Source organism: Bacteroidia bacterium, assembly GCA_033391075.1.
GTDB lineage: Bacteria > Bacteroidota > Bacteroidia > J057 > J057 > JAWPMV01.
Map to the genome: position 1 here is coordinate 197,682 of JAWPMV010000001.1, position 22,809 is coordinate 220,490.

At 41.7% G+C, this 22,809-nt stretch carries 17 protein-coding genes and 1 tRNA gene; 7 read left to right on the top strand and 11 right to left on the bottom strand.

Features of this window, described 5'->3' with window-relative positions; genetic code table 11:
* Positions 1-70: 70 nt before the first annotated feature.
* The 7 genes from R8P61_00790 to R8P61_00820 form a co-directional block, all read right to left on the bottom strand.
* Positions 71-898 carry a hypothetical protein gene (locus tag R8P61_00790; protein MDW3645581.1) on the bottom strand — a complete coding sequence of 276 codons (828 nt, stop codon included), beginning with the start codon at positions 896-898 and terminating at the stop codon, positions 71-73.
* Positions 895-1,407: a hypothetical protein gene (locus R8P61_00795; protein ID MDW3645582.1), complete on the bottom strand. Its 513-nt coding sequence runs from the start codon at positions 1,405-1,407 to the stop codon at positions 895-897. Before R8P61_00795 ends, R8P61_00790 begins: the two co-directional genes overlap by 4 nt.
* 45 nt (positions 1,408-1,452) lie before the next feature.
* Positions 1,453-3,147 carry a serine hydrolase domain-containing protein gene (locus R8P61_00800; protein MDW3645583.1) on the bottom strand — a complete coding sequence of 565 codons (1,695 nt, stop codon included), beginning with the start codon at positions 3,145-3,147 and terminating at the stop codon, positions 1,453-1,455.
* Positions 3,148-3,223: 76 nt separating this feature from the next.
* Positions 3,224-4,282 carry a helix-turn-helix domain-containing protein gene (locus R8P61_00805; protein MDW3645584.1) on the bottom strand — a complete coding sequence of 353 codons (1,059 nt, stop codon included), beginning with the start codon at positions 4,280-4,282 and terminating at the stop codon, positions 3,224-3,226.
* Positions 4,283-4,484: 202 nt separating this feature from the next.
* Positions 4,485-4,559 (bottom strand) — tRNA-Pro (locus R8P61_00810).
* A gap of 32 nt (positions 4,560-4,591) precedes the next feature.
* Complete coding sequence (locus R8P61_00815) at positions 4,592-4,945, bottom strand: MerR family transcriptional regulator (protein ID MDW3645585.1); 354 nt, start codon at positions 4,943-4,945, stop codon at positions 4,592-4,594.
* The gene (locus R8P61_00820) at positions 4,926-5,864 is read right to left on the bottom strand and encodes a M23 family metallopeptidase (protein MDW3645586.1); all 939 of its coding nucleotides are present in this window, start codon (positions 5,862-5,864) and stop codon (positions 4,926-4,928) included. The genes R8P61_00815 and R8P61_00820 overlap by 20 nt, the downstream gene beginning before the upstream one ends.
* 197 nt (positions 5,865-6,061) lie before the next feature.
* Here R8P61_00820 and alaS point away from each other — a divergent pair, with 197 nt between their 5' ends.
* The 4 genes from alaS to R8P61_00840 all read left to right on the top strand — a co-directional run bounded on the left by alaS (position 6,062) and on the right by R8P61_00840 (position 12,621).
* Positions 6,062-8,686: an alanine--tRNA ligase gene (gene alaS, locus R8P61_00825; protein MDW3645587.1), complete on the top strand. Its 2,625-nt coding sequence runs from the start codon at positions 6,062-6,064 to the stop codon at positions 8,684-8,686.
* Positions 8,687-8,766: 80 nt separating this feature from the next.
* The gene (locus R8P61_00830) at positions 8,767-9,546 is read left to right on the top strand and encodes a TerC family protein (GenBank protein MDW3645588.1); all 780 of its coding nucleotides are present in this window, start codon (positions 8,767-8,769) and stop codon (positions 9,544-9,546) included.
* Between the two features lie 108 nt (positions 9,547-9,654).
* Positions 9,655-11,421 (top strand): glycoside hydrolase family 9 protein, encoded by a 1,767-nt coding sequence (locus tag R8P61_00835; protein MDW3645589.1) that lies wholly within the window; start codon positions 9,655-9,657, stop codon positions 11,419-11,421.
* A 12-nt stretch (positions 11,422-11,433) separates the two neighbouring features.
* Positions 11,434-12,621 carry a DUF5009 domain-containing protein gene (locus R8P61_00840; protein MDW3645590.1) on the top strand — a complete coding sequence of 396 codons (1,188 nt, stop codon included), beginning with the start codon at positions 11,434-11,436 and terminating at the stop codon, positions 12,619-12,621.
* Here the strand turns inward: R8P61_00840 and R8P61_00845 are convergent.
* Both R8P61_00845 and R8P61_00850 read right to left on the bottom strand, forming a co-directional pair.
* Positions 12,610-13,392, bottom strand: coding sequence for a polysaccharide deacetylase family protein (locus tag R8P61_00845; protein ID MDW3645591.1), 783 nt, complete (start codon positions 13,390-13,392; stop codon positions 12,610-12,612). The genes R8P61_00840 and R8P61_00845 overlap by 12 nt on opposite strands.
* Positions 13,393-13,490: 98 nt before the next feature.
* A complete protein-coding gene (locus tag R8P61_00850; protein ID MDW3645592.1) occupies positions 13,491-13,931 on the bottom strand; it encodes a PepSY-like domain-containing protein in 441 nt (146 codons plus the stop codon).
* A 242-nt stretch (positions 13,932-14,173) separates the two neighbouring features.
* Here R8P61_00850 and R8P61_00855 point away from each other — a divergent pair, with 242 nt between their 5' ends.
* From R8P61_00855 to R8P61_00865, 3 genes are all read left to right on the top strand, one after another.
* Positions 14,174-15,481, top strand: coding sequence for a gliding motility-associated C-terminal domain-containing protein (locus tag R8P61_00855; protein MDW3645593.1), 1,308 nt, complete (start codon positions 14,174-14,176; stop codon positions 15,479-15,481).
* 37 nt (positions 15,482-15,518) lie between these two features.
* Positions 15,519-15,803, top strand: a complete 285-nt coding sequence (locus R8P61_00860; protein MDW3645594.1) for a hypothetical protein — start codon at positions 15,519-15,521, stop codon at positions 15,801-15,803.
* A 146-nt stretch (positions 15,804-15,949) separates the two neighbouring features.
* Positions 15,950-20,446, top strand: coding sequence for a response regulator (locus R8P61_00865; GenBank protein ID MDW3645595.1), 4,497 nt, complete (start codon positions 15,950-15,952; stop codon positions 20,444-20,446).
* A 3-nt stretch (positions 20,447-20,449) separates the two neighbouring features.
* Here the strand turns inward: R8P61_00865 and R8P61_00870 are convergent, their stop codons facing one another.
* Both R8P61_00870 and R8P61_00875 read right to left on the bottom strand, forming a co-directional pair.
* A complete protein-coding gene (locus R8P61_00870) occupies positions 20,450-21,184 on the bottom strand; it encodes a LytTR family DNA-binding domain-containing protein (protein ID MDW3645596.1) in 735 nt (244 codons plus the stop codon).
* The gene (locus R8P61_00875; protein MDW3645597.1) at positions 21,181-22,683 is read right to left on the bottom strand and encodes a histidine kinase; all 1,503 of its coding nucleotides are present in this window, start codon (positions 22,681-22,683) and stop codon (positions 21,181-21,183) included. Before R8P61_00875 ends, R8P61_00870 begins: the two co-directional genes overlap by 4 nt.
* Positions 22,684-22,809: the final 126 nt, after the last annotated feature.

Consider the following 22,809-nt stretch of genomic DNA (forward strand, 5'->3'; position numbering starts at 1 on the left):
TTATGAAAACGCATACGCATTCAATAGATTGTGTAGGAAGGTCTTTTTCTCCCTAATGCTTAGGGGCAAATTAGTTTTTTGACTTCTCCAACTCTGCTTCTATATCCGCCAGAAAAATTTTGTCCACCTGATGAGTATAGGGATCATACATAGTCTTATGATTCAGATAAAGCTCATGGGCCAGCTTGAGCGATTCCTGGGTTTTCTGTGTTTGAGTTAGACCCTGATATGCCATAGCCTTGTAATAAGCATTTTCGGCACAATTATACTCCTGACTTTGTTTTTCAAAAGTGGCAAGCGCTTTTCCAAAGTTTTCTTCTTCCAAATACAAAACCCCTAAATGAAGATAATCATAGAGATCGGGAGCTCCTTGATAATTGGCTAAATGATCCTCCAGAATCTGAATGGCGATCTTTCGTTTATTCAGGCTCTTATAACATAGAGCTTTCGCAACCTTCAAATGATACATTCCATTTTGAGAGTAGGCAATATCGGTACGGGAAAGGCTCTCAAGTGTCTCGATATCTTCAATCGCTCCCTGATAGTCCCTGAAAAACTGAAATCGACACCAGGCTCTATAGCCCAAATGTTCAATCGGATTTAATTCAACCGCTTTGTCCATCAGGATTTTCCAATTGATGAAGTCCCCTGTTTTAAGGTAGGCTACAGATTTCCCCCGATAAGCATCGCTATACTCCGGGCATATTTCCAGGGCTTTGTCGTAGATGTCATGAAACTCTTTCCGGAGCTGGAAGAAGCTGGGGGCCTTCTCAAGATAATCACAGGCTTTGTAGCTGCAACTATCTCCTGCTGTAAGGAAGACGTCGCAGTTTCTCTGAGAAAATACCGAAACGGAGTTTATCAGGATTCCAGATAATAAAAGAAGTAAATGTTTCATGGCATAATTTCGATAAGTCTTCCGTCTTCGATTTTAAATATGAGGTATTGATAATAGTCATAGCTTCGACCTTTTACTTCCATAGCTTTCCAACCGTCCAGGCTTTTTGTTATCTCCAATAGTGAGGAACTAAGGTCTGGATCAAATGCTTTCCCCTGATAGTTTGTGTCCATCCCCAAAAGATGAAATCTCCCACTTTCGCCTTTGCAATTGACAACAAAACGGATTCTCAATAGACCAGAATCTGTATGAGAAGGATTGGCTTTAAAGAACCTATGGAAGTGATCAACAATCGCTTTCTTTTCTCCCGTATAGGTTTTCTCATCAAATGCATAGTATTGTACAATCCGATCCTGCGGTCCACAAATTTGAAAAGAGCTTTCTTCTGTGGTTTCATTTGGCAAAAGCTCGCCAACTGTATGCAGAATCGTATTTTTCTGCGGTCCCTGGGCTTTGCAAGAACAAATGATAAGGAGAAGAAGGGCTGTTTTGAAGAAATCGCTTAGCATAAAAGAAGGTTTCAGAAATAAGAAACTCTATGATACAGGATGATTTCAACTCCTCCTAAGAAAAAGAATATCCCTTGCCAATTCGTCATTTATGGTAAAGCTACTGATCTGTCCCTCTGGAGAACGTTCAAATTTCAGATAGCCAAAGTGAACATCATTAAATACATCTTCCATCACAGGGAATACTTCTACCAGCAAGTCAGAGCCTATAAATATGTGCAAACTACTCTCTGCAGCCTTTATGATATAGCTGCTTTCTAATTCTTCAGAAGTATAGCTTCCTTCAAAAGCTTTTAATTCCTGCTTTTGATACGATCGAGGAGTGTATTTATGCATATAAATCGGTGGATCATTTGCCACCTGAAATTTCAGCTCGATTCCAGTTGCAGAGGATTGAAATACTAGTTGGACAAAAGAAAGCCCTTGTAAGTGAAAACGATTTTCACTGAGTGGGATCAATTTGGTCGTGATTCCATTGCTTCTTTGGTAGATCAACGTGTCATTTTCTAGTAAAATATTTCGGCTATATCCTTCTACTGGATTGAAATAGGAGCCCGGGAAATTGCTTTTTGCTTTTTTGTTTAAAAGAACATGCGCTTCATCCTGATCGTTCCCTTCAGTATTCAATTTTTCTCGAGCTGCAGCTATTTCTTCTGCCAGAAATAGCGATGTCAATTGATTTAAGAGTGCCCAAACATCTGTATGGGAATTATTACTGAAGATGACGAAAGCAATATCCTGTTCGGGGAATTTGAAAAAGAGAGACCTGAACCCCGCCCAACTTCCATCATGTCCGATTGTTGGCAAGCCTGGCAGATTTTGATAATCCCCTAAAAACAATCCCCCCGCATAATTTGTCTTTTCCCCAGAATTTAGGCTACCCAGGCTCAACATGGAATTGATGAATGACTTTCCTCCTAGCCTGGCATGTTTGAAGTTTTCACTCCATTTGAAAAAATCTTCAATATTTGTGTGCAAACCTCCATCGCCCACAATGGTGTTTTTTTGATAATGCTCTAGTTCAAAGGCGCCATTTTGCCATTCATAGGCCAGAGCTTGATCTGAAATTTCTAATGCAGTATCCTCTCGAAAGAAAGTATGATGCATTCCCAATGGCTCAAAAATGCGTTTTTTGGCAAATTGACCAAAACTTGAACCACTTGCTTCTTCTACGATGCTTGCCAGGAGCATATAAGCGGTATTGCTGTAGGAAAAGCGATCACCCGGATCAAAATTCAGGCCTCTTTGTTTCGCCATTAGCTCAAGTCCATCTTCATTATTAAATGGCAGGTCCCAGGATTTGCCCTGAGCATATAGGAGGCGCAAATAGCCCCTCAGACCGCTGCTGTGATATAAGAGATGCTTAACCTTGATATCCTGCCCTTCATATACAGGGAATTGAGGGAGGTGTTTTTGAATGGGATCTTCCAGAGAGAGTTTTCCTTCTGCTTCGAGCAAAAATATACAGGCAGCTGTGAACTGCTTAGAGACAGATGCGATGTCAAATATTGTCCGGGAACTTATAGGAGTCTTCTTTTCCAGATTAGCTTGTCCATATCCTTTCTGGAAGAAGATTTTTCCTTCTTTATATATACCCAGGGCGCAGCCGGCTTGATCCTGGTAGCTCGCAAAAATACGGTCAATGGAGGCCTCGATCTCCGGAGAAGTGGAGTTCTGAGCGAGAAGTTGAAAGGAATTTGACAGAAAGAGTAGGAGGAAAGGGAAAATGATTCTTTTCATTGGATGTGGTTTTACCCCTAAATAGGCGGTTTAGCACGGGAAATACTCAATGAAAAGCCCTCCGAAATGTGCGATCTTATAAATTAGCACTACTTTTTTGAGCCTTGAGGTATTTTGAAGGGCTTTGGCCTGTTATTTTTTTGAAGGCAGCATAAAAGGTAGACTTGGAGTTGAAACCCGCTTCATATCCGATGGCTTCGAAGGTATAGTTTTGCATGGATTTCATGAGTTCTTTGCTCCGATTGACACGATATTCATTGATAAAGTCAGTAAATCGCTTTCCAAGGCTATCATTGAGCAGGGTCGACAATTCATGAACACTAATATCCAGTAGCTTTGCCAATTCTTCGGATTTTAAGTTGGGTTTTGTATAGGGAGCTGCCTCTTCCATTAGGCATTTTAATTTTTCCAGAAGCTTTTGTGCCCTTGCGGGATCTATTTTGCGCTCCTCCTGTTTCCGATTGTCTAAATAAAGCACGGATCGCTTCTTTTTACTAAAAACATAGGATAGGATAAGCAGATAGGTAATGACGGAAAAGCTAATGGCTCCGCTGATATAGCTGGTGAAATAGGAAGTAACATAGACGAGCCAAAGCAAGCAGCAAGCCAAATACACATTGCTCATCCAGAATTCAAGGGTATTTGTCTTTTGGTCTGCCTGAAAAAGTTTTTTTAAGATGGGAAAAATCAGTTTCCCCGTGAAGAGCAGATAAATAAACCACTGAAAGTATACAGCATTCATAAACCAATCCTGCCAAAGCGCCCGATTAGCTTTATAGGGAAAGAAAATCCCTAAAAGGAGAATCGAAATAAATAATAGCAGGATATGAGGCTTCCAATACTGGACGATTTTACCCTCAGGCTGAAGGAGGGCATGTATATATAAGAACAGAAATGGGCCTATGAAAAAACAGCCGGTTATGCCTGTTTGAATATATATATCCGCCAGGTTATCATTGAAATAGAAGAAGATAGACTTGCCTACTCTCAGGCAGATAGCTAGTAGAAGGACTCCCAGAAAGACATTAGAGATATGCCGGGGCTTAGCCAGGAGGAGGAAATAAATACATAGCAACAAGCCATTAAAAACCCCCAGGGCACTAAAAAAGAACAGCAAATAATTATCAAAGGCCATAACTTTCTTTCTATATCGAAGATAAAGAATTAGAAAGGAAGTTGGCTGTAAAAGGCAGTTGAAATTTCTTTTGTCGAAATGGATAGATAAGCAGAGGGATCTGCGAGTAGGGGAGGATACTCAAAATAAAAGGCTTGGGTTTGCGGCTGCTTTAATCAATAAAAAAAGGTGCTCACTTTCGTAAGCACCCTTTTATTTGTTGTCGGGATGGGCAGATTCGAACTGCCGGCCCCACGCCCCCCAGACGTGTACTCTAACCGGACTGAGCTACATCCCGAGCCTAAATATTTTTTAGGGATTGCAAATCTACTATAAAGATTCTTTTAAATCCAATAGAAAGGACTTCAATTTTAATAAAGTATCGCGGGTCTTGAGTTCTTCTTCCACCGCCTTTAACTCATGCTTGAGTCTTTCTTTGGCACCCTTGATGGTATACTTGCGATCTTTGAGAAGAAATTGGATGACGCGGAGGACCTCTATATCCTGGGGAGTATATACGCGATTACCCTTACGGTTTTTCTTGGGATTTACTTCCCGAAATTCCGTTTCCCAAAAACGAATCAGAGAGGTAGTCAAGTCTAATTCCTTGGCTACCTCTCCAATCGTATAGTATTGTTTCTGTATGATATCTTTACTTACCCCATTAGTCCATGGATTCAGTATCCTTCTTAGCCAATTCTTTCAATTTGGCGTAGTCGGCTTTGTTCATACCACCGTAGAAAAATTCTATCGGATCTATCTTTTTACCGTTTAGGATAATTTCGTAGTGAAGGTGAGGCCCTTTTGAGAGACCTGAGTTTCCGGAAAGCCCAATTTCTTCTCCTCTTTTCACTTTCTGCCCTTTCTTTACATGAATTTCTCTCATGTGAGCATACTTAGTGATATAGCCAGTAGAACCGTGGGTAATTTCAATCTGGTGTCCATATCCTCCTTTACTCTTTCTTACTAGCGTAACGGTTCCGTCAGCACTAGAGATGATTGGAGTTCCCATAGAAGCTTGCATATCCAGTCCCCAGTGCATCTTGCGAATTTTCTGAAGCGGGTGCATACGCTGACCAAAACCGGAGATCACAGTACCTCTTACCGGGCGAATAGCCGGAGTGTGGCGAATTCTGTAATCATTGCTGGTCATCAGCTCATGAAGGTGATTGAAACTTTTTCCTTGTATATCAACCTTTCTCTCAAGAGTCTTGAGGCGGTCTTTTGCATTTTTGAGATCTTCAGGAGTGTTAGGGTCGTTGAGGACTGAACCCCCAATACCACCATTCCAGGCTCCTTCATCTATTTGTGTGGCCTCAGGAATCAAACTTCTGAGAAGTTTGTTATCCTCATCGTGAAGCTTATCTACTTGGTCTTCCAGAACTGCCAATGAATTTGTGAGAACCTGTAATTCAGTTTTTAGCTTTTCATTTTGGTTCTTTAGATAGATCGTTTTAGGATCATCAAAGAAGATAGAGTAAGCCAATAATCCACAACCTGCAAGTATTACTAAAGTCTTTTTGAAGATCGACTGTGCGCTCGCTTTCTCTTCCTGAAAGGTACAGCTCTCTTCGTCGTAGTAATATCGTATTCGTTTTGCCATATGAAACAGGTATTATTTACTACCTTTGCGAGATCGTTGAGCAAGGGATGTATGCTTTGTTAATTTTGCGTCCAAAATTGGATGTATTTTTCACAGGTAGCATTAAATTTGCTGACCAAAGTTAAAAAAAATTTTAATAATCAAAATAATTACTCTTTCGCTTATAAAACGAAGAGTTAACAAAGGAGTGGTAATCAATGAAATCGTCTAAAGAAATACGCAATATATTTCTACAGTTTTTCAAACAAAAACTGCACCAGATTGTAAAATCTGCTCCGGTTGTTGTAAAAAATGATCCTACACTCATGTTTACAAACGCCGGAATGAACCAGTTTAAGGACATTTTCCTCGGTTTAAAGCCGGCAAAATTTAAACGTGTAACTGACACGCAAAAGTGTCTTCGGGTATCAGGAAAACACAATGATCTGGAGGAAGTGGGGCATGATACCTACCATCACACCCTCTTTGAGATGTTAGGAAACTGGTCTTTTGGGGACTATTATAAGGAAGAAGCGATAGATTGGGCCTGGGAATTACTTACCGAAGGATTTGAAATTTCCCCTGATCGTATTTACGCAAGTATCTTCGGAGGAGACAAAGAAGACGGTATTCCTGCAGACGATGAGGCTACTTCTTACTGGAAAAAGTACTTACCTGAAGAGCGGATTTTACCATTTGGGAAAAAAGACAATTTTTGGGAAATGGGAGATGTTGGACCTTCCGGGCCTTGTTCGGAGATCCACCTCGATTTACGCTCAGATGAGGAAAGAGCAAAAGTTCCCGGAAAAGATCTGGTAAATGAAGATCATCCTGAAGTGGTTGAGATTTGGAATCTGGTATTTATTCAATTCAATAGAAAAGCAGATGGAAGTCTCGAAGAATTGCCTCAGAAGCATGTAGATACAGGTATGGGCTTCGAAAGGGTAGTTATGGCCCTTCAAAACAAGCAATCTTCTTATGATACCGACCTTTTTGATGGTAGCCGGAATTTTTTACAGGCAAAAACCGGACTGACCTATTCAGAAGCTTCAGAAGCCGAACAAATCGCTATTCGGGTCATTATGGACCATATCCGGGCCGTAGTATTTGCTATCGGAGACGGACAAAGGCCCGAAAATACGGGAGCAGGTTATGTGATTAGGAGAATTCTGCGTAGAGCTTCTCGCTATGGATTTACCTATTTAGGTCTGCAAAAACCATTCATGTATGAAATGGTGCCCATTCTGGCTGAGCAATATAGAGGAGTCTTTGACGAAGTCGAAGCCCAACAGGATTATATCACCCGTATTATAAAGAGTGAAGAAGAAAGCTTCCTGCGTACCCTGGAAAGTGGATCAAAACTCTTTGACGCTTATTTAAAGGATCATAAGGATTCAGACAAGGTAGACGGGGATTTCGCCTTTATGCTTTATGATACCAAAGGCTTTCCTATTGACTTGACCGAGCTCATGGCACGTGAACAGGGCCGGACAGTAGATATGGATCAGTTTCATGTGCGACTGGAAGAACAGAAAAAGCGTAGCAGGGATGATTCAGAGCGCGATACGGGAGATTGGGTGATTGTAAATACTTCTAATGATCTGCCCATCTTCAAGGGTTATGATGTCCTGGAGCTGGAAACTCGCATTCTCCAATACCGAACCGTAAGTACTGAAAAGAAGAGCATCTACCAGTTGGTGCTGGAAGAAACGCCTTTTTATGCAGAAAGTGGGGGGCAGATCGGAGACAGAGGTTTATTAAAAAATGGAGAACAAGAGATCAAAGTCCTTAATACGCAAAAAGAAAATGAACTCATTATTCATTATGTAGATAAGCTGCCAGAGGATGCAAGTGGAAGTTGGAAGGCTGAAGTCTTTAAAGAATTCAGACAGAAAGTTACCTCCAATCATAGCGCAACTCATTTATTGCATGCGGCCTTAAGGGAAACTTTAGGGACTCATGTAGAGCAAAAAGGCTCCCTGGTTTCCGATAAAGCTTTACGATTTGACTTTTCTCACTTCGAAAAAGTTACCCCCGAAGAAGTAAAACAGATAGAAGATATCGTAAATGCACAGATTGCCAAAGGGATTCCTTTGGAAGAATACAGAGATGTGCCCATTGATGATGCAAAGAGAATGGGGGCGATGGCCCTTTTCGGCGAAAAATATGGAGAGCAAGTACGTGTGATCGTATTTGACCAGGAGCACAGTGTCGAATTGTGTGGGGGAACGCATGTAGGTAACACCAGGGATATTCGTCTGTTTAAACTGGTCTCAGAGAGTTCAATTGCTGCCGGAGTAAGAAGAGTAGAGGCATACACTGGTTCCAAAGCCTTTGATTATCTCAATGAAAAACAAGAGACCCTTAGTCGGGTTTCTGCTATCCTGAAAGATCCCAAGGACCTCGAAAAGTCTGTGGGAGATTTGGTAGAAAAAAATAAAGAACTGGAAAAAGCCCTTCAAAAACTCAATGCAGAAAAAGTAGGGCAATTGAAACAAGGATTATTGGATAAGGCTGAAAATATCTCCGGAATCAATATCATTCGGGCAAAAGTTGATCTGGGATCATCTGATGACCTGAAGCAGCTTTCCTTTGAACTGAAAAGAGCAACAGAGAATACCCTGGTAGTTCTGGGAGCAGTGATTAAGGATAAACCTCAGCTCAGCGTTATCCTTAGCGATGACCTGGCTGAGAAAGGAAGCTATCATGCTGGAAATATGGTAAGGGAGTTGGCTAAGGAAATCAAAGGCGGAGGCGGTGGACAGCCATTCTTTGCAACTGCTGGAGGAAAAGATGCCAATGGAATTCAAGCGGCATTGGAAAAAGTGACACAAATGCTCTAAATTTCCAACTTTAAGATAGGCTCCTCTATCTTTAGCCTTATGAAACGCCCGGCGATTGGCCTTAGCTTTTATTTCTTCTTATGGATTTTAGCGTACTCATTACCACCGATGGACTTGTAAGTCTCTTTACTCTTACCCTCATGGAGATCATCCTGGGGATAGATAACATCATCTTTATTTCCATCGTCGCAGGTAAGTTGCCGGAGGATCAACAAGGCAAAGCACGTACACTGGGATTGTTCCTCGCCCTCTTTTTCAGAATTGCCTTACTATTATCGATAAACTGGATTGTAGGGCTTACAGATCCCGTTATCGCCTTAGAGTCTTTGCCCGAAAGTTTTGAGTTGAGTTGGCGGGATATTATTCTGATTGCGGGAGGTATATTCCTTATGGGGAAAACCATTCTGGAAATGCACCATAAATTGGAAGGACAGGATGGTTCAGAGGATAGCATAAAGGTCAAAGGATTTTGGAATGTTATCCTCCAAATCATCGTCCTGGATATCGTTTTCTCTTTTGATTCAATATTGACAGCGGTTGGATTGGTCAAACATGTGGAGATCATGATTGTGGCCGTAGTGATTTCTTTGGCTATTATGCTTGTTGCTGCAGGCCCGATCAGCAAATTCATCAACGAAAGGCCTACCATTCAGATGCTGGCTTTATCCTTCCTCATGCTCATTGGGTTTATGCTGGTGGCAGAAGGCTTCGAGCAACATGTAGACAAAGGCTACATCTATTTCGCGATGGCTTTTGCCTTTATCGTAGAGATATTGAATTCAAGACTGCGTAGGGGTAAGGATAAAAATATAGAACCGGTAAAGTTGAGAGATCGCTTTATTGATGAAGAGGAATACTAGCAGATAATATTCTCTGATAGAAAAATTCTATAAACAGCCCTTCTGATTCTGTCAGAAGGGCTGTACTTTTTGTGTATATTTCTTTTCTACTACTATCTGAGAAAAACTATGCGATTTGCACTTTGCTTCATTTTATGTTTTGGATTCCTTTCAGCACAGGATATTCACATTCGTACAAACATCATTGGCTACTTTCCAGAGGATTCAAAAGTTGCTTTGATCATGGCCACTGAGGACCTGAAAGGCAAAGCCGAATTGATTTCGACAAAAGGAGATAAAAGTATTTTGAAGAAAAAATTCTCGGAAGCCAAAGGCAAAACCTGGGGAAAATTCGCTCATCAATACCTGTTTGATTTCAGTGAATGGCAGGAAGAAGGGAGCTATTATATTAAAGTAGGCGAAATTCGCTCAACTTCTTTTTCCATCGGTGAAAAAGTCTATGGAAACTACCACTTGGACTTATTGGCTTTTATGCGGCAACAGAGATGTGGCTACAATCCCTATTTCGATATTGTTTGCCACCAATCTGACGGACGTATCTTTTATGCACCGGTTGAAGACTCTAGCTATTTTGACTTTAGCGGAGGCTGGCATGATGCGGGGGACCAACTCAAATACCTGATCACTTCTTCCAATGCTACAGCTCGTATGCTTATGGCCTATGAAATGGCTGCAGAGAAGTTTAAAGACATAGTAGATGAATATGGGCATCCACATGCCAATGGAATTCCTGACATTTTGGATGAAGCGAAGTGGGGCCTGGATTGGATTCTCAAACTGCATCCCAAAAACGATTGGCTGATTCACCAGATTGCAGATGATCGAGATCACCGAGGCTTTAAATTTCCCCACAAGGATAATGCAGAATATGGTTGGGGGCCCAATTCCTATCGGGCAGCATATTTCGCTACAGGCACTCCTCAAGGCTTAGGAGAATGGAAAAGCCAAGCTACGGGTATTGCGAATCTGGCTGGTCGCTCTGCCGCTGCTTTAGCCTTAGGAGCAAGAATATGGAAACAGGCAGGTTTGGACGAAAACTTTGCCAATAGATGTCAACAAGCTGCTGAAGAACTCTATCGCATGGGCAGAGAACAAGAAGGCTATCAGCAGGGAAACTCACATGGAGCCCCCTATCGCTACAATGAAAATAGCTGGGAAGATGATATGGAATGGGGAGCCGCTGAGTTATACAAACTGACCCACAAAAAAGTATATCTGGATGAAGCCATTGCCTATGCCTACCAGATTCAGGAGGATGGCTGGATGGCTCGGGATACTATGCTGCACTATGAAAAGTATCCCTTTATGAATATGGCTCATTTTTCCCTTTATCCCCATGCACCTGATTCCGTGAAAAAGGATTTGATCGCCTGGTACAAAGCGAATATTGAAAAAGTCCTTCAACGATCCCGGGGAAATTCCTACCAAATCGGAGTTCCTTTCCTCTGGTGCTCTAATAATTTGATGGTCAATTTCATTACACAGGTGATGCTTTATGAGAAAATGAGTGGAGATGAGCAATTTCATGCAGAAATGCTTTTGCACAGAGATTGGTTGTTTGGGCGAAATCCCTGGGGAACGAGCATGTTTACAGGCATTCCCAGAGAGGGAGAGACTCCCTTTGATGTGCATATCCCTCCCAGAGCTTTACTAAAAGAGACTCCTGCAGGAGGCCTGATAGATGGGCCTATTTTCCGCACAATCCATGATTATCTCAAAGGACTTATTCTTACCGAAGCAGACGAATTTGCTCCTTTCCAAAATGAATTCGTGGTTTATCATGATGATATCGGAGATTATTCCACCAATGAACCTACCATGGATGGTACCGCTGATGCTATACTTATCATGGCCCTATGGGCAAAAGGCTTTTAATCTTAAAAGACGATGAAAACAGAGCGCATACTATCTATAGATATTTTCAGAGGCCTGACCATTTTTATGATGGTCTTTGTAAATGAATTGGCAGCCGTATCGGGCATCCCTGCCTGGATGAAACATGTAGCGGCAGATGTAAATGGGATGACCTTTGTGGATGTGGTTTTTCCGGCTTTTCTCTTTATCGTGGGAATGTCTATCCCTTTTGCCGTAAGCAATCGACTTGCCAAGGATTCCTCTAAAGTCTCTTTTTGGAAACATACCCTCATACGAACTTTAGGCCTGATCATTCTAGGCGTTTATATGGTGAATGCTGAGGAAATGAATGCCGAGGCGAACCTTATTCCTAAACGCCTATGGTCTGCATTACTCTATATCGCCGCTATTCTCATTTGGAACAACTATCCCAAAAGCACAGAGCGCAGCAAACAAAATCTATATACAGCTCTGAAAATAGGCGGAATACTCATCCTCATTGCACTCTTTGCAAGCTATCGAAAAGGCAGTGAAGGAGACTTAATAGGAATGACGCCTAGTTGGTGGGGAATCCTGGGTTTGATAGGCTGGGCCTATTTGATAGCGATCCTTGCATATATGGCAGGGACTAAAAAGCTAGCTTATTTACTCGCTCTCTTTCTGGGATTTATTTTTTTGATTGCTGGATTGAAAGCAGATGTGTTTGGGGAACTATCTATTTTTTTATGGCTTAAATCTCAAAGTGGGCATTTGGTGCATAGCCTGATTGTCATCTCGGGAATTCTCTGCTCAGCCATATTAAGAGGGGAGGGGATTAAGGCTGATGCCAAACAAAAAATTGCCTATATGCTGCTTGCCGGTATGCTATGTTTGATCCTTGCTTATTTTATGGAGGGATTTGGAGGAATTTCAAAAATAAAAGCCAGCTTGAGCTGGGCCTTATATTCTTCAGCCTCCTGTTTTTTTATTTTTCCGCTGGTTTATTGGTTGGTAGATATGAAAGGGCGAAAGTCATGGGCTAATTTCCTCAAACCTGCGGGAACCAATCCCCTGCTTACCTATATACTACCCGCTTTATTTTATGCTATCGCAGGCTATGGGTTTATCCCTGAATTTTTAAATATAGGCTTTGGAGGAATTATGCGTTCCCTGCTTTTTAGTTTTTTCATTTTATTTCTGGCGGATCAATTGACAAAGCGAAGCATTCGTTTACAACTCTGATAATAAGGAAAAAGAATAGCCTCTATTTCGAAGTTCATCTATCAGCTCCCCAAGCTTGTCGTAAAATTTATCTGTACGGCTGGGATGAGTACCGATATGAAGCAAAAGGATAAATCCATTCAATCCATTTGCATCCTCTGTCTCGTAGTTCAGGATGCTTTCAAAAATTCTTTGGCTACTCAGGTATCGTTTGCCCATGTCAGGGGTAGTATAGTCTGCATTTGAGCGGGTACCGGGACTGAAGTTGATAAGAACCAGATTCATTTCTTTTGTCCATTGACTTATCTCCCGATTATACCATTCATAAGGTGGCATAAAAAAAATCGCTTCCTCTTTTTCTATCCCAAAATCCGCCATGATCTGATAATTGTTTAGGAGGTCCTTGGTAAAGGTAGATTTACTGACCAATAAAGAATCCCGCTTCTCCCAGCTTGCATAGAGCAAGTGCTTATCAGAATGGGCGCCTAAATAATGTCCCATTTTCTTTAGCTTTTTGATATGTCGGGCATTGTCGGGATTTCGATAATAATCTCCCGTAAAGAAAAATTGAGCCTTCAGTTTTTTTCTCCGAAGGCAGCGGAGGATTTTTTGAGCACCCTCATTGAAATCACCTCCAGTGAATGTCAGGAAAATTTCTTTGCTGGTAGTATCAAGCCTGATAAGCCCGCCATGACTATAACGGGCATGGGGAAAGCTATAATCCTGAGCAGGAAGCCGGGAGGGAAACATGCTCAGAACAAGGCTACAGACTACAATGGCAGATGTTTTCATCCTGAATTTTACACATAAAAATCAGGCAAGACTAAGGGAGTCTTAAAAAAACCTACGTGTTCTCTGGAAAATCAGGAGTATGATTTTATCAAATATTTCTATTTGTTAACTGCTCTGATAAAGTTTCCATTATCATCGTAATGCAGTTCTCGTTCAGAGGAACGGCCAATGACGAAGATGCAATAATAACTGTCGCCGGTCGCGTCGTGAAAGACAGTTTCTGTTATCCGAAATCCGGGATAATTGTCCCGATAATGACGCATAGCATCACTGGGGACCTGACTTTCGGGTATGCTGATCCGAGTAGACATCCAATCGCCTTCTTCGGAGAAAAAAGCGGTCATGGCATAGCCTCTTTGGAAAAAACTGGCTGAAAAGCCATATCGAGGTGAGTTCCAACGAACTTCTTCTGCATCAGGGAAATTCCGCTGAAATTGTTGTTGGATAAAATTAGGTGGTACGGAGCTACCGCGTGTAATTTGGGAATGGGCAGATTGCGCCAAAAAGAAAACAAGCAGTATGAAGGCAATTCTCTTCATGAGGATGGCGTTAATAGAATTACAAGACAAGCAAGGCTAATATACAAGCTTTATCATAAATTACAAAGATTGTTCATCTGTATGAATAATTTATTGGGACGTTCTTTAAGGGTCGCAAAATAGATTTTCGCTTATCCTCGGGGGCTTTACCAAGAAAATTGGTATCTTTTTGCTCTGAATGGGTAGGTCATTCAGTATATTTGGGGTCCAATGAAGTTAGACTTCGTTGTTTTTCTATTTCCATGAGAATTCCGTTGCTTCTTTCTGTTGCTCTACTTTTACCTGCATATTTACTCGGTCAATTTACAGACAGATCCTTACCGGATACCCTGGTAGTTTGTCACAAATCCTCTACCCCTCGCATTCTGAATGTATGGGAAGATTTACCAGATAGTCTCGAATGTGTCTGGACTTCTCAGGATTTGAGTCGAGGTCCTTCCTATAGTCATGCCCGTTTATTCACAGAAAAAATGGAAAGCGGCTATTTTCGATTTAAAAGGCAAGTACTGGATTCTGCAGAAGTTGTACAGGAAGATTCCCTGGTATTACATATTGCCCCACCTCCTGCTATCGTTCCTACAAGCATCAGTATTCCAACTTGTGATAATTCCGGAGACGGAGCCATACGCTTGAAAGAAATTGCCGGTGCCGGTTATAGCTATCAGTGGAATTCCGGGCAGACAAATGCTTCAATCGAAGGCTTAAATTCCGGCACCTATGAGGTCCTGCTTTCAGATAAAAATAACTGCAGCTCTAAGCAAACCTTTGCCCTTATGAGTCCAGAGCCAATATTTATTGATTTGGTCCATAAAGAAGACGCATCTTGCAAATTGGAAAATGGAGCGGCAGTCGTAAGAGCTAGTGGAGGAGTAGGAGAATTCAGGTATCGCTGGGATACCCAAAATGAATATGAGGGAGTAGGATTGGATGGCCTGGGACCGGGTTTATATACCATTCGTGCGGAAGATAGCAGAGGTTGCTGGGACACGCTTCATATAAACATAAAAGATCTTCCTTTTAGAAATGCACAGATAAGTAGTACCCCCTCGGATACGATCGCTCTTTGTGTATCTGAAGCCAGCTTTAGTTTTGAAGCTGCTGATTCTTATGCCGAAAGCTATATATGGGATTTTGGGGATGGAACGGAGCCTGTAAATACGAAAAACCCCAGTCATACATTTGAAGAAGCCGGAACTTATACGGTTTTATGCACTATGTATGAAGAGGGAAACGATTGTCCGGCCAAGGATAGTTTGCAAATTGAAGTGCAGCACGATGGGATGATCGTCGTCCCGGAGCTTTTCTCGCCCAATGGAGATGGAGTAAATGATCTTTTTTTCGTAAGAGGATATTTACAAAGCATCGATATGAAAATTTACCAAAAGAATGGAAAGCTAATAAAGCATATCGATCAGCCAGATGAAAAATGGAACGGACGGACGGAAGAAGGGCGTAAACTCTCTCAGGGAGAGTATCGCTACGAACTCAATGCCCAATTGAGTGTTTGCAAAGACCTTCAGCAAACAGGAGTTATCAAACTGGTCAGGTAGTAGCTATTTTATTCTCCATTGGTTAACTTCAGTAGCTATGGAAGAGAAAATCTTAACCCTTCATCCTGAAGGGAAAAATGGCGTCAACATATCCCGCAAAAAGTATGAGCATGTCAAGGCACTCCTCCTTGAATTGATAGAAGATGCGGGCAAAATTACATTCAAAGAATTGACCCGAATCGGGCGTAGAGTTCTGGAAAAAGAATCTTTTGAAGGCTCTCCCATGTGGTATATCACCACTGTGAAACTTGACCTGGAGGCCAGAGGTTTGATAGAGCGTATTCCCAAAAGCAGCCCACATGAGCTTAAGCTAAAAGACTAAGGCTTTTCCCTCGCTTTTAAGCTACACATTCACCCAAAATATTTCCTGTGTAATCTTCCTCCCTAAAAGCGGAAGACTTTATTTCAATACCCTCATATATTTAGTACATAATATTAAATATCCACTACAAATAATTGTGGCAGGTAATGGAAATTAATGGAGAAGTAGCTGGCTCTTTTGTTCATAAATTTATTGATTCATTTCTATACTCCTACACACTCAGTAAGGGTGAGGCAGAAACGCTATCTCAAGATTTTGAGAAGGATCAATGCTATCCCATAGGGGATTTTCTGGAATTACTCGAAAATCTTACAGCCAGACACAGCAATCCTGCCAGCATTTTATTTTTTGCGGGCAAAGAGTTTAGCCGCACCTGGTTTATTCATGCTGGTAGCTCTGCTCCTAATTCCTCTCTCGAATTTTTGCAATTCAACCAGAATTTTGGACTTCTTAGTGATGTCTTTCACAAACTCGAGGAGTCTCGGTTCAACATCAAACTCCTGGAATTTAATGAAACAAGCAAGTTCAGCCTGTCGCTGACTTCCCCCTTTCCACAAGAATTTATCAAAGGAATCTTTTTTGAAGGAATGAACCTCTTCGATGATCTCGACTTTGTTGAGGTTCTTGTTCGTTCAGAGCAATCTGACAAAGTTGCTTCCTGGATGAATCAGTATATAGATATTACTTTTCGACCCATCGGGGATGTAAAGCAAAGTCTGGATTTGGATGAATCACTGAGGGCTTTTCAAAATGGAGAGAAACTCACTTTGAGTCAGGAGCAACTTGAGGCTCTCGCCTGGAAATACCTGGGGGTAAAAAAGCAAAAGGGAGTAGAAAGTATCTATCAGAGAGAACTGATCAGTTATAAGCAAAAAAACCTCGATAAGTACAATGAGCAAACTTCTCGCTTGTCCTTACTCAATGAAATGGGTCTGGAACTGGGAGGAGCAAAATCGCAGGAAGAAAGCTTTCAGATTTGTGCTCGTTTTCTGAAGAGAATCATGGGAGCTGATTTTGCCTGCATCAATCTCATCGAAAAAGAATCGGAAAGTATCAAGATTTTTAGTGCTTCTCAAGAGACCTTAAATGTTGAGAATTTTTATAGAATTCCGTTTCAGGGCTCTGCACAGGAAGAAATCTGTAAGAGCAAAGGGGATATATTACTAAATGAAGTTTCAGATCGCGATTTTTCTGAAAATAGCATGTTGATGGAGAAGGGAGTGAGGTCGCGGATTGTTTCCCCTTTAATCATTCTGGGTAAAGTGATTGGAACCCTGGATGTAGGAAAGAAGCGCGGGAAATCATTTGACCAAAGCCATCTTCAAATCATTTCACAGATCGGTTATGTCCTGTCCCGAACACTCGAAAATCAATTACTCCAGCAAAAAACGAAAAATTCGATTTCTCAATCTCAACTGGCATTGAGAAAGTTGGAGGTTGCGAACAAGGTGGTCGAAAAAAGTCCGGTAGTTCTTTTTCGATGGGAGATAGAAGGAAACAATTGGAAACTGGACTATGTTTCTCCAAATGTGACCCAGTATGGATATGATGCCAAGGATTTTCAGGGCGATGCCTATGATTTTGCAAAGATTGTGCATCCTGAAGACATAGAAAGGGTCTTCAATTACGCAGAAACAGAATTGGCGAGAGGAGCGAATTATGTAGAACAAGAGTACAGGATCATAGATAAAAAGGGTGGGGTAAAGTGGATCCTTGATCGGGCCATGATTGAGCGGACAGAAGAGGGGATACCCACCCATACGCAATCGACGCTGCTGGATATAAGCGAAAGAAAGACCATTGAAAATCAGTTGAGGGAAAATAAAAATCAACTGGCAATAATTCTGGGTCGTTTCAAACTCTTGCTGGATACCATAGATTATGGAATCCTTTTTATGGATAAGGATTTGAATCTTCTGGTAGCAAATAGAGCAGCCTGTCGCATGTGGAACTTCTCAGATGAATTGATCAATAGCAATCCATCATTTGATGATATCCTGGAGTTCAATCGCTACTCAGGCATTTATGAAGTCGAGGATGATAAATGGGAAGAATATAAAAAGGACCGTATAAGCAGCATCACTTCTCCCGATGGTGTTCCAAAATCGGAATTCAAACGGCAAGATGGAAGTGTTTTAAGTTATCAGGTGCAGGTACTACCGGATGGAGGGCGAATGCTCAATTATTTTGACATCAGCGAACAGAAAAAAGCAGAGGAAGAAATAAAGAAACGAGAACAGGATATCCGCTATATTCTGGATAAACTTCCCATTCCAATCGCCATCAATGATACCAAAGGCTTCTGCCTGTATGGAAATGAATCTTTGGAGCGGACCATGGTTTGCCTTCCCGGAGAAGGAGTGGGTAAGCATGTAACCGAAATAATCAAAAGGGGAGAAGATCTTCAGCTTTTGATGAATGTAGTTAAAAGAGGAAAGGCTCGGAAGAATAGAGAGATTCTTTATACCAAATACAATGGAGAAACTTTTTGGGGGAGTACTTCTTTCTTTCCATTCCAATATAAAGGAAGAAGAGCTATTCTAACGACAGTTTACGATTTGAGTGAGCGAAAGCATGCAGAAGAAATGCTCAATATCGCCAAGGAAAATGCAGAAGCTGCGAATCTTGAATTGAGAGTATCTAAAAAATCTTTGGAGCTGGAAAGAAGGCTTTTGCGGAATATAATAGATGCAACGCCCGACTGGATCTTTGTAAAAGATCTGGATCACAAATACACCCTCGTAAACAAGGCTTTCGCGGAAGCTCATGGAATGAAAAGTGAAGACATGATTGGGAAAAATGATCTGGGAGTTGGAGTCCCGGAGGAATTGGTGTATGGAAATCCGGAAAAAGGTATTAAAGGCTTCTGGAAAGATGATGATGAAGTCGTTGCAAGCAGGGTTCCCAAATTCATTGAAGAAGAACATCTAGAAAAAGAAGGGCGAAAAACCTATCTCCATACTGTGAAAGTTCCTTTGATCGATGAGGATGAAGAGGCGTTTGGACTCCTGGGATTCGTGCATGATATTACCAAGCTCAAAGACAATGAAAGAGAGTTGAAAGAGGCGAAAAACGCTGCTGAAGCTGCCAGTAGAGCCAAAGGAGAATTTCTCGCCAATATGAGTCATGAGATCAGGACTCCCATGAATGGAGTTATCGGTATGACGAGTTTATTATTGGATACGCCTTTGGATCATGAGCAGCATGATTATGTAGATACCATACGGACAAGTGGAGATTCCTTGCTGACTATCATCAATGATATTCTGGATTTCTCCAAAATAGAATCGGGAAAACTCGAATTGGAAGAGCAGCCCTTCTACCTGAGAAACTGTGTGGAAGAAGTCTTGGATTTGGTGGCTCATAAAGCAGCCGGGAAAAAGCTGGAACTGGCTTACCTGATCGAAGCAAATACCCCGGAAACTATCATTGGGGATGTTACCCGACTTCGACAGATTCTCCTGAATCTCCTCAACAATGCCATTAAGTTTACAGATAAGGGCGAAGTCGTACTTTCAGTCAATGCCAACTGTCTTAATGCCAAAAAAGGAGAATACGAACTTCATTTCGAAGTGAGAGATACCGGGATAGGGATTCCCAAAGATCGCATCTCCCGACTCTTCCGCTCATTTAGTCAGGTGGATGCCTCTACTACCCGTAAATACGGAGGTACAGGCCTGGGACTGGCGATCAGTAAGCAGTTGAGCAATCTTATGGGAGGGGCTATGTGGGTGGAAAGTGAAGGTATTCCTGGAAAAGGATCACAATTTCATTTCACCATCAAAGCCCGACATAATAAAAACCAGAAAGAGCTCAAAGAAAATGAAGCCTTGCCTAAACTGGCAGCTAAGCGGGTATTGATCGTAGATGACAATGAGACAAATAGACTCATCCTTTTGCAGTATGCCAAAGGATGGAAAATGGATGTCGAGCTGTGTGAAGGTGGAAATGAGGCCCTGGAAAAAATAGCGAATGAGGATCCTTTTGATATCGCCATTCTGGACATGCAAATGCCAGAAATGGATGGAATTCAATTGGCCCAGAACCTGCGCAAACTGGAAAAGGGAAAGGATCTGCCTTTGATTATGCTGACCTCTCTGGGTAATCAGGTGGATAAAAAGTCGAGTGAATTTGAAGCGCTATTGAATAAACCCATCAAACCGGCTGCTCTGGTCAATGTGCTGGTTGGGATTTTTGTGAAACAACCCGTGCTGGTCAAAAGCCAGGATCGCAAATCTGAATTTGACAAATCTATCGGGGAGAAAAATCCGCTGAAGATTCTTTTGGCAGAAGATAATGTAGTCAACCAGAAAGTAGCCCAAAGGATGCTCGGACGAATCGGCTATCGCATTGATATTGCCGCCAATGGACAGGAAGCCATTGAATCACTCTCCCGCCAGGCTTATGATGTAATCCTCATGGATATCCAGATGCCGGAAATGGATGGTATGGAAGCTACCAAACTGATCAGATCTCGGTGGGCAGCAGATAAGCAACCCTATATCATTGCCATGACTGCCAATGCCCTTCAGGGAGACAAGGAGAAATATCTGGCTATAGGTATGAATGATTATGTGTCCAAACCGGTACGGGTGCAGGAATTGGTAGTGGCGCTGGCCAAATGTAAACCCTTGAACGTATAGAGCTTATATATCGCGAGACATAAAGCGCTTGAAATGTTGTTTGTGATTCTTCCCAATAGGGAGCTCAACTCCGTTTTTTAGCATTAAACGATTTCCTTCCAGAAAATCTACCCAAAGTCGATTTATTAGATATGATTTATGGATGCGGATGAAAAATCGGGTATTCAATTGATCCTCAAAACTACTCAGGGTGCGAGAAGTTAAATGAAATTTTTCTTTCATCCATACCTTCACATAATTTCCATAACTCTCCAGATAATAAATGTCTGAAGTCTCCAACTGAATGAAACGTTTATCCGCCTTGATGAAAATTTGATGATTTTCTTCCGCTTTTTGAGAGATGTTTTTGGGTTCAGGAGATTGCTGCGATTGCTCCTGCATTCGTTTTAGGCTAAGTGCTTTATTTGTTGCCTTGAGAAAGCGATCAAATCGGAAAGGTTTCAACAAATAATCACAGACATCCAGTTCAAAACTTTCTACAGCATATTCTGCATAAGCGGAACTAATGATAATAATGGGAGGCTCGCGAAGCGTTTTTAGAAAATCCAGTCCACTAAGCTTGGGCATCTGTATGTCCAGAAAAATGAGATCTACAGAGTTTTGATGGAGGAAAGAAAGGGCATCCGTAGCCAGGTGAAATTGACCGGCCAATTCCAGAAAGGGCACATCCTCCATGTATTTCAGGATGATATCATGTGCCAAAGGCTCATCGTCAATGATCAGGGTACGGAGCTTCATGAATTCTTCCAACTCAGATGAACCCTAAAGATATGATCTTTTACCTCCTGCCTCAATTCATAATTATCCCCGAAAAGCAAGTCCAGCCTTCTTCTTAAATTGTATAAGCCCACTCCTCCCTTTTCGCTTTGACCGGACTCAAAGGAGTTTTCACAAAGGAAATCGACTTGCTTTCCCTCTATTCTCAGGTTCATATGTAAAAAGGCATCATGCTCTGCAGGTTCTATTCCATGTTTAAATGCATTTTCAACCAGTACAACCAGAAGTAGGGGAGGAATCTCCAGATGCTCATCATCCAATTCCGTGCTGAATCGGAAGTCCAGTTTTTTATGCAAGCGAATTTGCTGCAGGTTACAATAGTCTTCCAGATAACTTATCTCCTCCGCTACATATACTCGTTCTTCCTTACCTCTATAAATCACATACCTCATCAAATCTGACAATTGGAGAATGACCTCAGGAGTTTGAGAAGATTGTTTTTGGCTCAGGGCATATAAATTATTGAGGGTATTGAAAAAGAAATGCGGATTGATTTGTTGTTTGAGTAAATCCAGTTCAGTCTGTATTTGTTGCTTTTCCAGGCCCAAAATCTGATTGTTTTGCTGAAACCACTGAAAAACCAAAATCACTGGAAGGCTGATAATAAGGCTTATGAAAGCGACTCCTCCATTCAGAAAATCGAAGGGCAGCATATTTTCGCTGGGAGCCAGCAGTTGGAATTTCTGATGGATAGGCAGCCACATAATCAGCTGGGCGAAAATGGGATAAAGAAGAACGACAGTAGCCAGTCCCCCCATAATGTAATGCAGGATGCCTTTTTGCTTAAGGAGTTTCCCGACCAGGAACCGATGATTGATCAGGTAGAATAAATAGGCTACCGAGTAAAGGAGGAAAAACTGAATCAATACGCTCAGGAAGGTCCCAATGTGGGAAAATATCTTGGGGAGATTGAATCCCATTCTTACGATTCCTGCCTCTTCAAAGGATTCGATATCACTGACTACTAGAGAGGCAGCAAAAAGCGTAGCCATAATCAGAATGAGAAAAAAAGCCTTTTCCAGATTGAATTGCCGAATTGCAGGAAGCCATTTGGACCTGCTTTGCAGGAATTTCAATATTTCCTGAATCAGAGCCAGAAAGAAAAACAGGATTCCTATTGTGAAAAACTCATCTTCCTGATAACTGATAAGCTCTGAAAAAGGCCTGACTTGCTGAGCAGTTATACCCACACAAAGAGGCCAGGCAACAAAAGCCAGGGACCAAAGCAAATAATAGTACAAAGGCCTGGTAGGAAGTGCATGCCTTTCCTTTAATAATGCAAAAGTCAGACTAGGGGAGAAGGCGATACCAAAAAAAAGCACATAAGTCAGATACTGCCCCCAGCTATGCGGAGGAAAATAATTGGTTTCGAGTATCGCGACCCCCAAAATCACCGCCAGGTACATCCAGCTCTCTTTTCCTAAAAGATAGGCTTCAATACGTTTGTAAAATTCTTTCACCCCGGAATTTAGAAGGAGAAGGAGACAAGGATCAAATTTAAATGAGTAAAGGCCCAAAAATGATGACGAAGGGAAAAGAGGGGTTCTTGTAGGAGAGAAATGTCTTTCATCCTGACTATTTCTCCC

Bases quoted from the DNA above. Each gene is read 5' to 3' on its own strand.
- R8P61_00860 (MDW3645594.1), top strand. From the start codon at position 15,519: ATGGAAGAGAAAATCTTAACCCTTCATCCTGAAGGGAAAAATGGCGTC.
- R8P61_00845 (MDW3645591.1), bottom strand. From the start codon at position 13,392: ATGAAAACATCTGCCATTGTAGTCTGTAGCCTTGTTCTGAGCATGTTT.
- R8P61_00830 (MDW3645588.1), top strand. From the start codon at position 8,767: ATGGATTTTAGCGTACTCATTACCACCGATGGACTTGTAAGTCTCTTT.
- R8P61_00790 (MDW3645581.1), bottom strand. From the start codon at position 898: ATGAAACATTTACTTCTTTTATTATCTGGAATCCTGATAAACTCCGTT.
- R8P61_00855 (MDW3645593.1), top strand. From the start codon at position 14,174: ATGAGAATTCCGTTGCTTCTTTCTGTTGCTCTACTTTTACCTGCATAT.
- R8P61_00795 (MDW3645582.1), bottom strand. From the start codon at position 1,407: ATGCTAAGCGATTTCTTCAAAACAGCCCTTCTTCTCCTTATCATTTGT.
- R8P61_00800 (MDW3645583.1), bottom strand. From the start codon at position 3,147: ATGAAAAGAATCATTTTCCCTTTCCTCCTACTCTTTCTGTCAAATTCC.
- alaS (MDW3645587.1), top strand. From the start codon at position 6,062: ATGAAATCGTCTAAAGAAATACGCAATATATTTCTACAGTTTTTCAAA.
- R8P61_00850 (MDW3645592.1), bottom strand. From the start codon at position 13,931: ATGAAGAGAATTGCCTTCATACTGCTTGTTTTCTTTTTGGCGCAATCT.
- R8P61_00820 (MDW3645586.1), bottom strand. From the start codon at position 5,864: ATGGCAAAACGAATACGATATTACTACGACGAAGAGAGCTGTACCTTT.
- R8P61_00840 (MDW3645590.1), top strand. From the start codon at position 11,434: ATGAAAACAGAGCGCATACTATCTATAGATATTTTCAGAGGCCTGACC.
- R8P61_00865 (MDW3645595.1), top strand. From the start codon at position 15,950: ATGGAAATTAATGGAGAAGTAGCTGGCTCTTTTGTTCATAAATTTATT.
- R8P61_00870 (MDW3645596.1), bottom strand. From the start codon at position 21,184: ATGAAGCTCCGTACCCTGATCATTGACGATGAGCCTTTGGCACATGAT.
- R8P61_00805 (MDW3645584.1), bottom strand. From the start codon at position 4,282: ATGGCCTTTGATAATTATTTGCTGTTCTTTTTTAGTGCCCTGGGGGTT.
- R8P61_00835 (MDW3645589.1), top strand. From the start codon at position 9,655: ATGCGATTTGCACTTTGCTTCATTTTATGTTTTGGATTCCTTTCAGCA.